General features: G+C 37.2%; 18 protein-coding genes. 16 read left to right on the top strand and 2 right to left on the bottom strand.

Features of this window, described 5'->3' with window-relative positions:
* Together ACTJKN_RS18495 and ACTJKN_RS18500 are read left to right on the top strand one after the other, a co-directional pair.
* The gene (locus ACTJKN_RS18495; protein ID WP_440827224.1) at positions 1–561 is read left to right on the top strand and encodes a hypothetical protein; all 561 of its coding nucleotides are present in this window, start codon (positions 1–3) and stop codon (positions 559–561) included.
* Between the two features lie 324 nt (positions 562–885).
* Complete coding sequence (locus ACTJKN_RS18500) at positions 886–1,146, top strand: transposase (protein WP_440827225.1); 261 nt, start codon at positions 886–888, stop codon at positions 1,144–1,146.
* Positions 1,147–1,185: 39 nt separating this feature from the next.
* On the opposite strand, the gene ACTJKN_RS18505 is transcribed toward ACTJKN_RS18500, so the two are convergent.
* Both ACTJKN_RS18505 and ACTJKN_RS18510 read right to left on the bottom strand, forming a co-directional pair.
* A complete protein-coding gene (locus ACTJKN_RS18505; protein ID WP_440827226.1) occupies positions 1,186–1,338 on the bottom strand; it encodes a hypothetical protein in 153 nt (50 codons plus the stop codon).
* 3 nt (positions 1,339–1,341) lie between these two features.
* Complete coding sequence (locus ACTJKN_RS18510) at positions 1,342–3,300, bottom strand: KUP/HAK/KT family potassium transporter (RefSeq protein WP_440827227.1); 1,959 nt, start codon at positions 3,298–3,300, stop codon at positions 1,342–1,344.
* 228 nt (positions 3,301–3,528) lie between these two features.
* Between ACTJKN_RS18510 and ACTJKN_RS18515 the strand changes: the two genes are divergently transcribed.
* From ACTJKN_RS18515 to ACTJKN_RS18580, 14 genes are all read left to right on the top strand, one after another.
* Positions 3,529–4,011, top strand: coding sequence for a T9SS type A sorting domain-containing protein (locus ACTJKN_RS18515; RefSeq protein ID WP_440827228.1), 483 nt, complete (start codon positions 3,529–3,531; stop codon positions 4,009–4,011).
* Between the two features lie 74 nt (positions 4,012–4,085).
* Complete coding sequence (locus ACTJKN_RS18520) at positions 4,086–4,697, top strand: fumarylacetoacetate hydrolase family protein (protein ID WP_440827229.1); 612 nt, start codon at positions 4,086–4,088, stop codon at positions 4,695–4,697.
* 3 nt (positions 4,698–4,700) lie between these two features.
* Positions 4,701–5,327 (top strand): M23 family metallopeptidase, encoded by a 627-nt coding sequence (locus tag ACTJKN_RS18525; protein WP_440827230.1) that lies wholly within the window; start codon positions 4,701–4,703, stop codon positions 5,325–5,327.
* Positions 5,315–6,433 carry a hypothetical protein gene (locus tag ACTJKN_RS18530; protein ID WP_440827231.1) on the top strand — a complete coding sequence of 373 codons (1,119 nt, stop codon included), beginning with the start codon at positions 5,315–5,317 and terminating at the stop codon, positions 6,431–6,433. The genes ACTJKN_RS18525 and ACTJKN_RS18530 overlap by 13 nt, the downstream gene beginning before the upstream one ends.
* A 179-nt stretch (positions 6,434–6,612) precedes the next feature.
* Positions 6,613–7,077, top strand: coding sequence for a thioredoxin-dependent thiol peroxidase (gene bcp, locus ACTJKN_RS18535; protein ID WP_029274070.1), 465 nt, complete (start codon positions 6,613–6,615; stop codon positions 7,075–7,077).
* 57 nt (positions 7,078–7,134) lie between these two features.
* The gene (locus tag ACTJKN_RS18540) at positions 7,135–7,980 is read left to right on the top strand and encodes a transketolase (RefSeq protein ID WP_440827232.1); all 846 of its coding nucleotides are present in this window, start codon (positions 7,135–7,137) and stop codon (positions 7,978–7,980) included.
* Positions 7,981–8,069: 89 nt separating this feature from the next.
* The gene (locus tag ACTJKN_RS18545; protein ID WP_029274068.1) at positions 8,070–9,026 is read left to right on the top strand and encodes a transketolase family protein; all 957 of its coding nucleotides are present in this window, start codon (positions 8,070–8,072) and stop codon (positions 9,024–9,026) included.
* Between the two features lie 86 nt (positions 9,027–9,112).
* Positions 9,113–9,673 carry an RNA polymerase sigma factor gene (locus ACTJKN_RS18550; RefSeq protein ID WP_440827233.1) on the top strand — a complete coding sequence of 187 codons (561 nt, stop codon included), beginning with the start codon at positions 9,113–9,115 and terminating at the stop codon, positions 9,671–9,673.
* 33 nt (positions 9,674–9,706) lie between these two features.
* Positions 9,707–10,366 (top strand): hypothetical protein, encoded by a 660-nt coding sequence (locus tag ACTJKN_RS18555; protein WP_440827234.1) that lies wholly within the window; start codon positions 9,707–9,709, stop codon positions 10,364–10,366.
* Positions 10,367–10,370: 4 nt separating this feature from the next.
* A complete protein-coding gene (locus ACTJKN_RS18560) occupies positions 10,371–10,811 on the top strand; it encodes a hypothetical protein (protein ID WP_440827235.1) in 441 nt (146 codons plus the stop codon).
* 69 nt (positions 10,812–10,880) lie between these two features.
* The gene (locus ACTJKN_RS18565) at positions 10,881–12,080 is read left to right on the top strand and encodes an aspartate aminotransferase family protein (protein ID WP_440827236.1); all 1,200 of its coding nucleotides are present in this window, start codon (positions 10,881–10,883) and stop codon (positions 12,078–12,080) included.
* Positions 12,081–12,114: 34 nt separating this feature from the next.
* Complete coding sequence (locus tag ACTJKN_RS18570; RefSeq protein WP_440827237.1) at positions 12,115–12,792, top strand: response regulator transcription factor; 678 nt, start codon at positions 12,115–12,117, stop codon at positions 12,790–12,792.
* Positions 12,793–12,876: 84 nt separating this feature from the next.
* Positions 12,877–14,181 carry a sensor histidine kinase gene (locus ACTJKN_RS18575; protein ID WP_440827238.1) on the top strand — a complete coding sequence of 435 codons (1,305 nt, stop codon included), beginning with the start codon at positions 12,877–12,879 and terminating at the stop codon, positions 14,179–14,181.
* A gap of 147 nt (positions 14,182–14,328) precedes the next feature.
* The gene (locus tag ACTJKN_RS18580; RefSeq protein WP_440827239.1) at positions 14,329–14,802 is read left to right on the top strand and encodes a hypothetical protein; all 474 of its coding nucleotides are present in this window, start codon (positions 14,329–14,331) and stop codon (positions 14,800–14,802) included.
* Positions 14,803–14,842 lie beyond the last annotated feature (40 nt).

The raw sequence follows: 14,842 nt of genomic DNA on the forward strand, positions 1-14,842 counted from the left end.
ATGAATAATATGACAATTTTTGAGAAAATAGAGAAACATCAGACAGAGGAAAATTATGTCAAAATTAAAAGAGACGTTGGTAACAAATCTTATGTACTTTCTCATGGTTATATCTTAGATCACTCATTTGATTTTGTTCTCCTTAAAGTGAACGATGATTTTCTATTTAACGGATTTACCATTTTCCCAATATCTTCTATTATCAAGATCAGGCACAACGACTATGATCAATTTTTCGATTCCATAATGGAACAGGAGGGCCAGAAAAAGCTGATCGAAATGCCTTACCAAATTGATTTAGGAAGCTGGGAAACCATTTTCAATTCTATAAAAAGCACAAACTTAAAATGTGCTGTAGAAAACGAAAACAATGATCGCTTCTTTTTTAGAATCGGAGAGATTGTGAAAGTGAAAAGAAGAAGTTTAAAAATTTTGAACTTCGATCCTGCAGGTTATCTGGATGCTGAACCAACAAAGATAAAGTATAAAGAAATTTCTGCTATAGGCTTTGGTGATAATTACACCAATACAATCAGTAAGTACTTAAGGATAAGGGAGTAATTTGACGATTTACTATATCTCATGAAAAATAATCCTTTAATACATCATCGAAGATCGATCAGGTTAAAGGATTACGACTATTCAAATGCAGGAGCCTATTTTATCACAATCTGCTGTGGAGATAGGCTTCATAGATTTGGAAAGTTTCAGACAATAAAATGATTTTAAATCAATCCGGAACTATCGCTTACAATGAATGGATAAATTTATCAGATAGATTTCCAAATTTCGAACTTGATGTTTTTCAGATCATGCCAAATCATATGCACGGCATAATAGTATTATCAGATATTTCTTCTTTTTCTACTGCTGCCGGGGCGACCTTTGCGGTCCCCAGAAGAAGATGAATTAAACAGCGGGACCACAAGGGTCGCCCCGACAATTTCCGACATTGTTGGCGCATATAAATCAATTGTTTCTAATGCGTGCCTGCAACTATTCAAATCGCACGATAAAAAGATGGGAAAGCTATGGCAAAGGAATTATTATGAACACATTATCCGCGATGAAAGAGCATACAATAACATCTCGAACTATATTATAAATAATCCAAGTAAGTGGGACAAAGACAAATTTCATTTATAAAACAAAAATCCTCTTTCTTTAACAGAAAGAGGATTCAATTTATTTCTTCTTTATAAAGGCCAGCGCAGTAATCATCACCAGCCCCAATCCAGATGCAATCATATAATTATTGGCATGATCGAAATGGTACAGTTTAGCTATGGGTCCAGCTATAAATAAACTGACGCCCAATATTAAAATCGCAGTTCTCATCAGTTAAACCGGCAACCTGTTCAATTCAATATCATCTGGTGTAACGAAAATCAATGGAACTTTCTCTACATCAACATAACTGCTATCCAGGCCAAAACTCCGCTCTTCTGATAAACTTAATTTTTTAAGGATAAAGTAGTAATCCATAATCTGTCTTTCGTAGAAACTCAACTTGGTGAACTTAGATAAATGTTTTTCTAAAAGAACAAACCTGAAATCGCCGGCAATTTTATGTTTATTTAACGAAGTGTACTGACTGGTAATATCGATTTCTCCATTCTTCACCAGCTCTTCAACCACTTTACGGTACAACAAATTTACACGTTGCTCAATCCTGAAACCTAATCTAAAATCAATCCTGATCAGTTTTCCCGGGATCAGGAATTCAACTTTATAATCTAAGGTATAAGGCTCGTCCATTACATCAACATGCACCAACCAGTATACATCGGCACGTTTTGGTTCCTTTTGTATAATGGAATAAATAATTTTCGATTCAATCTCCGTTTTAAAGTTCGCACTGGTTAAATAAACCAGTTGAGACGAGTATTTCGGAACCGATTCATCTCCGCTCAGTTCAGTTAAAATCTCATAATAATCCTCAATTTCGACATATTTAACAAAGCGGTTTTTGATTTTTCGGGCCACAAACCAACTCCACATCACTGTAAACAATAACGAACCAATTAACACGGTTACCCAACCGCCATGTAAGAATTTGGTTAAATTACTGATCAAAAATGTGCCTTCAATAATTACATAGGTAAAAAAGAATATCGCAACTAAATATTTCGGAAAACGCCTGCTTCTCAAATAAAAACTAACCAGAATGGTGGTCATTAACATGGCTATGGTGATCGATAAACCATAGGCTGCATCCATTTTCTCTGCCTTTTGAAACAACAGCACAATACCACAGCAACCAATCCATAACATCCAGTTAATAGAGGGAACGTATAACTGTCCCTTAGAAACCGATGGATAAACAATTTTAATTTTAGGCCAAAGGTTTAAACGTACAGCTTCAGCAATTAAGGTAAAAGACCCACTGATTAAAGCTTGACTCGCAATTACTGCAGCCATAGTAGCCAGTATCACCATCGGAATCTGAAACTGATCTGGAACGATCTGGAAAAATGGATTCATTTTTGCGCCTGGAACATAACTTCCGCTGTTCTGCAAAATCCAAACACCCTGCCCTAAATAGTTTAGAATAAGGGTTAATTTCACGAAAATCCAGCTGGTTCTGATGTTATTTCTACCACAGTGACCTAAGTCAGAATATAAGGCCTCAGCCCCTGTTGTACATAAAAATACACCACCAAGAATTAAAAACGCAAGTTTATTGGTAACCAGTAAGTGAATGGCGTAATAAGGGTTAAATGCCTTTAGGATAGTGAAATCTTTAACAATAAAGGACATACCCAATACACCCAAAACAGCAAACCAAACAAACATTACGGGCCCAAAAAGTTTTCCAACCAAGTTGGTTCCAAATTGCTGAATAATAAACAGAACCGTTAAAATGCTTAATACAATGGGAATAACCGGCACATCAAACTTACTGGTTAAACCTTCAATTGCTGAAGTAACCGTAATACTTGGCGTAATAATCCCATCGGCGAGTAATGCGCAACCTCCTACCACAGCCGGAACCACCAGCCACTTCGCCTTTTTCCGAACCAATGAAAATAAAGAGAAAATACCACCCTCACCTTTATTGTCGGCCCTTAGGGTAATAATAACATATTTAATGGTGGTTTGTAGTGTTAGGGTCCATATAATGCATGATAATACACCAAGAACATTTGTGGGATTAATATCCTGTTTACCGCCTAAAATGGTTGTAAAAATTGCATTTAAGGTATATAATGGAGATGTACCAATGTCACCGAACACAATTCCTAAACTAATTAGAACCCCGCCGGCGGTTAACGCGTTGACATTTTTATGATTTGACACTTCGTTGATTATTTTTTGCGAGCAAAAGTAAACTAACTATAACAATTTAACAACCAAATTATTGTGTATTTTTAACACTATGAAATTTAAATTTTATTGTTAAATTGTGTTAAATTATGGGTTTTAAACAAAATGTTTAATTTCTTTGTTTTAAATTAATACATTTGCTATACCAATTTGATGAAACTCTACGCTAAGATAACGTTCCTCACAAAACTTGCATGCACATTGTGCATTGTCTTAGTGTGCGGCGTAAATTCTTGGGCGCAACAAGCTGATAGTATTCGCATTAGTTTAAAAAACAGAATAAAAAAAGTAAGCAGAATTCCTGAAATTAAAGCCAACATTACGCCTTATAAACCACTTTATATGACAGTTGGCGGCTCTGGAATGTTCAATACTTACTCCACAACTCCAAAAAATACAACGGTTGTAGCAAAAGATAAATTGTTAACCATCGTAAAAATATATCCAAATCCTGTAGAAGATCAATTAAATATTATCTTATCTATCGGAAAAGATGGCACACAGACTACGATCAAAATCATCGATTTATTGGGAAATGAAGTGGCAACACTTTCAAATGAACGCTTAAATGCTGGTGAGCAGACTAAAAGCTTCGTTATTCCAAACAGGATTAATCCTGGTATTTACTTTTTGAGGGTTATTGCCGGCTCTGAAAGTCAGGTAAAACGGATCTCAGTTTTATAACACCATTTTCTTTTCTATTTTTGATTGATGTGGAATTATTCCCATCAATTTTATCATATTTCATAGTTTTAAGAATGAAAATCATCGCCATTGGCAGAAATTATGCCGAACATGCAAAAGAACTGAACAATCCGGTTCCAACTACACCCGTAATTTTTCTGAAACCTGATACAGCTGTTTTGAAGGACAATAAGCCTTTTTACCTGCCTGATTTTTCTGATGATGTACATTACGAATTAGAAGTGGTATTAAAGATCTGTAAAGAGGGAAAACACATCGCAGAAAAATTCGCAGCTAATTATTACGATGAAGTGGGATTAGGCATCGATTTTACCGCTCGTGATATCCAGAGCAAACACAAAGAAAAAGGATTGCCCTGGGAACTTGCCAAAGCTTTTGATAACTCGGCACCTATCAGTATCTTTCATCCAAAAAGTGATTTTGAAGATCTTTACAACTTAAATTTTGAATTGAAAGTAAATGGAGAAAGCCGCCAGGTAGGCCATACTAAAGATTTGTTATTCTCGTTCGAGAAGATAATCAGCTTTGTTTCTCAATATATTACTTTAAAAAAAGGCGATTTAATTTTTACCGGAACACCTCAGGGCGTCGGAAAAACAAATAAAGGTGATAAACTGGAAGCCTGGCTAGAAGGAAAGCAACTTTTAAATTTTGATGTAAAGTAACGAATGATTAAAAACCCGATCCAGTACAAGTTAAAATTTTCCATTTCAATCTGCCTTTTATTTGCTTCAACTTTTGCTCAGGCGCAACAGATTTACAGTACGAATAAATACCCCATTACAGATTTCAGACAACCTTTGGATATTAGCCCTCCTGCCCTTGCAGGATCTTTTGGCGAAATCCGCGGCAATCACTTTCATTCTGGAATTGATTTCAGGACCAACCAACGCGAAGGTTACCCTGTTTATGCCGTTGCAGATGGATATATTTCGAGGTTAAGGGTTCAGAACAGTGGTTTCGGACAGGCCCTGTACATTAATCACCCTAATGGTTTCACTACTGTATATGGCCACCTTCAACGGTTTGCTCCCAAAATTGCAACTATTGTTAAAAACCTTGAATACGAAAAAAAATCATTTGAGATTGATGAGTTCCCCGATGCTACATTAATTCCGGTACACAAAGGCGAGATTATTGCCTGGTCTGGTAACCGTGGTAGTTCTGGTGGCCCGCATTTGCATTTCGAAATCAGAGATACCAAAACAGAAGAGACCATAATCCTCAGTTTTTCGGAATCATCATACCCGATAACATTCCACCTGTTATTCATGGTTTGTATGTGTACCGTTTAAATGGCAAAACCTTTAACGAAAATACACCTAAACAAGCCATCGGCATTAGTGGGGCAAATGGCAATTATAAAACCACTGCCCCCATCAGTTTAACTGGTGAGGTTGGCTTCGGCATCGTGGTAACCGATCGGCATAATGGTTTATCGGGCACCAACGGGGTATATTCGATCCAACTGGAGGTTGATGGGAAGAAAATATATACTTCTGCCCTTGAACGCTTTGCGTTTGAAGACAGTAAGGCCATCAACTCGCACATCGATTACCCAACTTATTTAAATACCAAAAGAAGCATTCAGAAAAGTTTTGTTGAACCTGGCAACCCTTTAAAAATTTATAGTGGTTTGGTCAATAGTGGCAGGATTAATTTCAATGACGGTGCTTCACACCAGCTGCGCTACATCATAACAGATTCGAAAGGGAACTCGTCTATTCTACCTTTTACCGTAAATGCAGGTACTGCACCTATTGCTGCGCCGGTTATTCCCGCCGGAATAATTTATCCTTATAATAAAGTGAATGAGTTTAATAACGATGATATTAAAGTAGTTTTCCCACGCGGAACATTGTACAGCGATTTAAATTTCACTTATAAGAAGTTGCCTAAACCAACGGGAAATGCCTGGTCTGCCGTACATCAGATTCACAATAGGTACACACCGCTGCATATCGGTTTCGATATCTCGATCAAGGCTGATAACCTTCCGGAAAACTTAAGAAGCAAAGCCATAATTGTAAACAGCAACGGTTCATCTCAGGGCGGTTTTTTTGAGAATGGCTATGTTAAGGCTACTCCGAAAAACTTCGGCAGTTTTTATATCGCTACTGATACCCTTGCGCCAAGGATAGTACCTGTAAATATTGCTGAGGGGAAAAACATGGCTGGTTTATCTAAAATATTTTTCAGGATCAGTGATAATTTATCAGGGATAAAGAGTTTTAATGGCTATATCGATGGCAAATGGGCATTAATGGAATTTGACACCAAAACAGCAACACTTTGGCACAGTTTTGACGAAAGAACAGCTTCAGGAAGGCATTCATTAGAATTAATAGTAGTGGATATGAAAGAGAACACCAGAAAATACACAGTTACATTCTTTAAATAGGAACAGGATTTTCAAGATTTAAGGATTTTATGATTGAGTTGCCATCAAAACCCATAATTTATACTAAGAAATGTCATCTTTCAACATAAATTGAACAGTATAATAAGTTAAACTGTTTAACTTGCATGCACTATTAAGTATTCAATCATTATAACATTCAAAATTCAATCATTATAAATATGGCAGCGTTAAAAGAAGGTGATCAGGCACCGGCAATTACATCAAAAGATCAAAACGGCATTGAAGTTTCTTTAAGCGATTATCAAGGCAAAACGGTTGTTCTTTATTTTTACCCTAAAGATGATACACCAGGCTGTACTGCCGAAGCTTGCGATTTCAGGGATAACTATCAGGGCTTACAAGCAAAAGGCATTGTGGTTTTAGGTGTTAGCGTTGATGATGAAAAATCGCACCAGAAGTTTGTTACCAAGCATAACTTACCATTTACCCTGCTTGCCGATACCGACCAGAAAATTGTAAACGACTATGGTGTTTGGGCAGAAAAAAACATGTACGGCAAAAAATACATGGGTACGGTACGCACCACTTTCATTATAGATGGTGATGGAAAAATTACCCACATCATTAAAAAAGTTGACACAAAAAACTCAACACAACAAGTACTCGATTTAATTAATAACTAATTATGATATAGCGGGTAAAATATTACCTTTGCTATGTAACAACAACCTCTTATTTTAATGAAACATACAATTAAAGAGCTAGAAGATATTGCCTCTCAGATTAGAAGAGATATCGTAAGAATGGTTCACGGATGTCAATCAGGTCACCCAGGCGCTTCGCTTGGTTGTACAGATTTTTTTACAGCTTTATATTTTGAAGTATTGAACCACAAAACAGACTTCACAATGGAAGGTGCTGGCGAAGATCTTTTCTTCCTATCAAACGGACACATTTCTCCGGTATGGTACAGTACATTGGCTCATGCTGGTTATTTCGATAAAAGTGAACTGGCGACTTTCCGTAAACTAGATTCTAGATTACAAGGCCACCCTACTACCCATGAGCATTTACCAGGTATCCGTATTGCTTCGGGCTCATTAGGCCAGGGCTTATCAGTTGCTATTGGAGCAGCTTTAGCCAAAAAATTAAACGGCGACAAATCCCTTATCTTCGCCTTATTGGGTGATGGAGAATTACAGGAAGGGCAAAACTGGGAAGCAGCAATGTTCGCCCCTTTTAATAAAGTAGATCATTTAATTGCATCTGTTGATTATAACGGACAGCAAATTGATGGTCCTACAAGTAAAGTTCTTGCCTTAGATGATTTAAAAGCTAAATTCGAAGCTTTTGGCTGGCATGTAATCAATACCGATGGTAACGATATGCAAGCAATCGTTGAAGGCTTACATTATGCTAAAACACTAACCGGAAAAGGTAAACCAATTCTAAATTTAATGAGTACTCAAATGGGTGCAGGTGTAGATTATATGATGGGTACACATAAATGGCATGGTACTGCGCCTAATGATGAGCAGTTGGCAGCGGCGTTAGCGCAATTACCAGAAACTTTAGGGGACTATTAAACTAGATTTGAGACAATAGATATGGGATTTGAGACGAATTGTCGCCTGATCTCACGTCTAAAATCTCACATCTCATAGCTAAAAACAAAATGAAAAAATATACATATACAGAAAAAAAAGATACGCGTTCGGGTTTTGGAGCTGGTTTACATGAGGCTGGAAAGAAAAACGAAAATGTGGTTGCCTTATGTGCCGATTTAGTTGGATCGCTTAAAATGGATGCTTTTATTAAAGATTTTCCTGAGCGTTTTACACAGGTTGGTATTGCAGAAGCAAACATGATCGGTATTGCAGCAGGCATGACTATTGGTGGTAAAATTCCCTTTACAGGTACTTTTGCCAACTTTTCTACAGGCCGCGTTTACGACCAGATCCGCCAATCAGTAGCTTATTCTAATAAAAACGTTAAAATCTGTGCATCTCATGCGGGTTTAACTTTAGGTGAAGATGGCGCAACCCACCAAATTTTAGAAGATATTGGCTTAATGAAAATGTTGCCAGGAATGGTAGTAATCAATCCATGCGATTACAACCAGACTAAAGCAGCAACTATGGCCATTGCAGAATACGAAGGTCCGGTTTATTTACGTTTTGGCCGTCCGGTAATCCCTGTATTTACAGATCCAGATCAAAAATTTGAGATCGGTAAAGCATGGATGGTTAACGAAGGAACAGATGTTACCATTATTGCTACAGGCCATATGGTTTGGAAAGCAATCGAAGCTGGTGAAAAATTAGCTGAATTGGGTATCGATGCCGAAATTATCAATATCCACACCATTAAACCTTTAGATGACGAAGCCATCTTAAAATCAGTTAAAAAAACTGGTTGTGTAGTTACCTGCGAAGAGCATAATAAATTTGGTGGCTTAGGCGAAAGTGTAGCACGTTTGTTAACTACCGAATTGCCAACACCACAAGAGTTTGTAGCCACTAACGATACTTTTGGCGAAAGCGGAACACCAGATCAATTAATGTCTAAATATGGCTTAGATGCGGTAAACATTGTTGAAGCTGTTCAAAAAGTAATCGGCAGAAAAAAATAGATGTGAGAAATTAGATGTGAGATTTGAGACATTGAGTCTACTGAATCTCACATCTCATATCTCGTATCTCACATCTAAAAAATACAATGAAACAAGTTGAAGATTCAGAAATTCTTTCCATGTTCGCTGTTGAGCGCACGCGTAATGAAGCCTTTAACCTGTTGCTAAAAAAATACCAGCAAAAAATATACTGGCACATCCGCAGGCTGGTTTTAAATCACGATGATTGCGACGATCTTTTACAAGAAGTATTTGTTAAAGTTTGGAAAAACCTCGATAAGTTTAGGAGCGATTCTCAGCTTTATACCTGGATTTACCGTATTGCCACCAACGAATCCATCACTTTCTTAAACAAGCAAAAACAGCGGAACAATACGCCTTTAGATGAAGTATCATCCGAGCTTGCCGACAACTTAGTTGCATCATCTTATTTTAATGGCGATAAACTTGAGCTTAAACTGCAGAAAGCAATTCTTACCCTGCCTGAAAAACAACGGATTATCTTCAATATGAAATATTTCGACGATATGAAATATGAAGAGATTTCGGAAGTGTTAGGCACCTCTGTGGGGGCTTTAAAAGCATCATTTCACATCGCTGCGAAAAAAATTGAAGCTTTTATCACAAATGATGAAATAGACTATTAAACCTTTTCACTTTAATTGTATCATATATCTGTGATGAACGAAAATATAGAAAATAACGATTGGATGAACGAAGCCCCAGCACTTGCGGCAATGGGGAAACACAATCCTTTCTCCGTTCCTGATGGATATTTCGAAAATTGTGATGAGGCTATTATTTCTGCTGTCTTTTTGAATGGATTAAAACAGAAAACAAGTAACAATAATTTTGAAGTTCCGCAGAATTATTTTGAAGATTTAACGGAACGGATACAAACCCGGATTGCCCTCTCTGAAATGCCTAAGGCAGATCAGGCCTTTGCAGTACCCGAAAATTATTTCGACACCCTGCAAAGTAGAATTGCTGATCGGATTGCGGCATCAGAACCTAAAAAGGAGGCCAAAGTTATTCCTTTATGGAGGCGCAACATTGTTAAATATGCAAGCGCGGCCTGTTTCTTATTAATGGCTTCGTTTGGTGTTTATTTTTACCAAAACGGCTCTACCAATGCGGTTCAGCAAGTACAATCTGCAGAAGCAATAAACGAACAGCTATTGTATGATATTGACGAAAGTACAATCATCGATCATTTAGAAGCGCAAAATAATACTACATCATCTAATATAAAAACGGCTTCTGCGTCAGATACAGAAATGGAAAACTATATCTTGAGTAATTTCTCATCAAGTGATTTATCTCAGGAACTAAATAATTGATATAATGAAGAATTTACTTTTTGTTGCTTTAATGTTTTTATTGCCCACTACCTTATTGGCACAAAAACCAAGGGGGGAAGAAATAGAATCACTTAAAATAGCTTTTTTCACTCAAAAACTGGATTTATCACCAGAAGAAGCTAAGATTTTCTGGCCGATATACAACGATATGCAGGCAGAACAAAATGCGCTGCGTAAAGAACGCATGCAGAAAATGATCTCTTTCAGAAAAACGACTGAAATAGATAACCTAACCGATGCACAGGTGCAAAGTTTAATTACCAGCGAATTCGACTTCAAGCAAAAAGACCTTAATCTTGATAAAAAATATTACAACAAACTTAAATCGGTATTGCCGATAAAAATTGTTGGAAAGTTTTACCGGGCGCAGGAAGGTTTTAAACGCGAGTTACTCAATAGATTTAAAGGCGGCCAAAGGCAATAAAGAAAAGACTTACAGTAATGTAGGTCTTTTTTGTTTTAAAGCACTCTTTCATTTCCGTACTTTTGTGCCATGCTTACCCAACGTCAGTTGTTTTTACAACACAATGCACAAACCTCTCCAGAGCCGCTTATGCTCGAATTTGTAAGGGCTAAAGGGATTTACATTTACGATGCCCAAAACAAAAAACACATCGATCTTATTGCCGGTATCGGCGTTAGCAATGTTGGTCATTGCCATCCTGCGGTGGTGAAGGCCATTCAAGAGCAGGCAGAAACCTATATGCACCTCATGGTTTATGGCGAATATGTACAAACGCCTCAGGTAAATTTTGCCAAAGCCCTTGCCGATATTTTACCTGAAAGCTTAAGCTGCACCTTCTTTTTAAACTCAGGAACCGAGGCTGTAGAAGGCGCCATGAAACTAGCTAAACGTTATACTGGACGTAAAGGATTTATTGCCTGCAAAAATGCTTACCATGGGAGTACGCAGGGTGCCGAAAGTTTAATGGAAAGCGATTTCTATTCCTCCGGCTACGGCCCGTTCTTGCCACATGTAAGTTTTATCGAACATAATAACATTGCTGATCTCGAAAAAATCACCTCAGAAATTGCTGCTGTTTTTATCGAACCCATTCAGGGTGAAGCCGGAATCAGGGTAGCCGATTTAAGCTACATGCAGGCTTTGCGGACAAAATGCACAGAAACCGGAACTTTGTTAATCTTCGACGAAATACAATCTGGTTTCGGCCGCAGCGGCAAGATGTTTGCTTTCGAGCATTATAATGTTGTACCCGATGTGCTGCTCCTGGCGAAAGGCATTGGTGGTGGAATGCCAATCGGGGCCTTTATCAGTTCATTGGAGATTATGTCGGTATTATCGCATACTCCAATTTTAGGACACATGACTACCTTTGGTGGTCACCCGGTCTGTTGTGCTGCTGGATTGGCTACCTTACGTACCTTGGTTGATGATCATATTGTTGATGAAGTAGAAGAAAAAGGACAATTGTTTAAACAGCTCCTTCAACATCCTGCCATCAAAGGAATAAGGGGAAAAGGTTTAATGTTGGCGGTTGAATTTGAAAATTTTGAGATCAATAAAAAAATCATTGATGCCTGCATTTTAGATGGTGTTTTATCAGACTGGTTTTTACATTGCAGCAATTCAATGCGCATTGCCCCTCCTTTAATTATAACCAAAGAAGAAATTGAAGAAGCTTGTGCGATCATCTTAAAAAATATTAACTTAGTTTTAGAGACTAAAGCATAAAGCTGAAAGGCTAAAGAACATTAACTAAATTAAAATGAACGTACTCATAGTTGAAGATGAAAAAAGCCTGGCACTTGAAATGGATGAATTCTTGAGCAAAGAAGGATTTATTGTAGAGCATGCCTGGAAAAAATCTTCTGCGGAAGAAAAAATATTTGTAAACAATTATGATTTCATTTTACTCGATTTAGGTTTACCAGATGGTGATGGTTTTGAAATTTTAAAACAGTTAAAAACCATGAAAGATCGTGATGATGCCGTAATTATCTTAACCGCCCGTAGTGCTGTAGATGACCGGATTAAGGGGCTTGATGAGGGCGCAGACGATTATTTGCCCAAACCATTTTCGCTAAATGAACTTTTAGCGCGTATGCATGCCATTACCCGTAGAAAACACAAGTTAGAGAAAAATGAGGTAAACATCCACGATTTTTTGCTCAATATCCAAAACAGGACCGTTTCTTTTGGCGAGGAAAGATTAAACCTTACCAAAAAGGAATTCGAAATATTTAACTATCTGGTGCTGAACAAAAATCGTGTGGTATCGAGAATGAGTTTAACTGAGCACGTTTGGGGTGATATTTTAGAAGTAAATTCTGATTCTAACTTTGTTGATGTTCATGTTAAAAACCTGCGAAAAAAACTTGCAGCAGTTAGCACAACAGATTGGTTTGAAACCGTAAGGAGTATCGGCTATAGGATAAATTGTTAGAGAGTCGGGAAGTCAGAGGTAAGAAGTTAAGCGTGGATTTACCAATGAACCGATGACAATTGACCCCATGAACCATTAAACGAAATGAAGTTACAGGTTAAGTTTTCTTTATACAATGCAGTAACCAAGATTGCCATTATTCTGGTATTGGGGGCAATCATTCTATTTTCATTGGATAAACTTGCTTACAACCAATTTGACAACCGTTTAATCAAAAAGAAAAACAAAATCATTAAAAACTTAAACGATAATGAGATCGATAGCCTTTTAAATAAGGAACAATCTTTTACCGATTACAATATTTTAAAGGAAGAATTTATTGTTTTAACAGATATTCCCGATAATCAGAAAGACTCTACAGCAAAGGTATTTACCGAAAAAAGAGAGATAGAGGGCGATATTGAAGTATACCGCATCTTAAACTATAAATTCTCTTATCATACAAACTGGTATAACCTGGAGATTGGAGAAACAATGACCGCCCTCCAATCCATTAAAAATTCGATCCGTTTTTACATGCTGATTGTGTTGGTTGCCGCCTTACTTATTACTTTGGTAGCAGATTTTACCTTCTCAAACTTTTTATTAAGGCCTTTTTATCTCATTATAGACAAAAAGATCAATCTGGTTGATGATCCCTCACATTACAATTACCAGAATATACCAACCACCACCAACGATTTTAAAATCCTTGATAATAGTATAAACTCTTTAATGCGTAAAATAAATACGCTTTTCGCCTTAGAAAAACAGTTTATTGCTAACGTTTCGCATGAGCTGCTTACTCCCATTTCAATTTTAAGTACGCGCTTCGAAAATATGCTTAACACACCACATATTCCGGTGGAGCACGAAAACAAAATCTACGCCTCTTTAAAAACCTTAAACCGTTTAAAGGTAATTATCAACAGCTTGTTACTCATTTCGAAGGTAGAAAACAATCAGTATCTGAAAACTGAAGAAATTAGCCTCAAACAGGAAATCGATGATATATATGAAGATCTTGAAGATCGAATTGCAGATAAAAATATCAGCTATAATGCCCACCTTTTAAAAGATTTTCACTTTACCGGAAATAAAGCACTGATACATACCCTTTTAATCAACATCATCAATAATGCAATAAAGTATAATATTGAGGGAGGTACCATTACCATAACAGATAAAACCGAAGCCGAAAAATATATCCTCACCATCAGCGATACCGGATTGGGTATGAGCACGGCACTGGTAGAAAATGCTTTCGATCGGTTTAAAAGGGGAAATACCGAAGAAAACGGCTTTGGCCTGGGGCTGGCCATTGTGCAAAGTATTGCCCGATTCCATAAAATAGAGATCGATATTAAATCTGAAGAACACAAAGGAACCAGCATTTCTTTATTTTTTTAAAATAAAACTTCCCTGATAACTTATCATATAGCTCATATATTTAGGATAGTTTAGTTCAGATCTAAGACCAGAACAGGTTACGAATCTTTTTGGCAGGGGCTTTGCGTAATAATAAAAAATCAATCCGATAAGAAAAGAATATATTTTATGAAAAACATCATCCCAATGCTAGGAGTAACCGCTTTATTACTGGCATCTTGCCAGGGCGGCACGGCAAAAAAAACACAGGCCAAAATCGATTCCACCATAGTAACCAATGCAACGGAAAGCCCCGATTCTATTCAGTGCTACCAATACATTAAAAACCGAGATACTGCCACCCTATCATTAAAAACAGAAGATAATAAGGTAACAGGGACACTAGGTTATAATTTATACGAAAAAGATAAAAATGCAGGCACGATAGCCGGAATTGTTAAAGGCGATACCATAATTGCTAACTATACTTTTCAGTCTGAAGGCAAAACATCAATTAGGGAAGTGGCTTTTTTGAAAAAAGGTGATCAGTTAGCAGAGGGATTTGGCGATGTACAGGAAGTAAAAGGGGAAACCAAGTTCAAAGACCTAAGCAAACTAAAGTTTGATGGATCGATGACTTTTGACAAAATTGATTGTAAATAAAAGAGGTTGCATACTTAAAATAGAATGTCATCCTGAGCCT

This window comes from Pedobacter sp. 22163, assembly GCF_052045595.1.
In the GTDB taxonomy this organism is placed as follows: domain Bacteria; phylum Bacteroidota; class Bacteroidia; order Sphingobacteriales; family Sphingobacteriaceae; genus Pedobacter.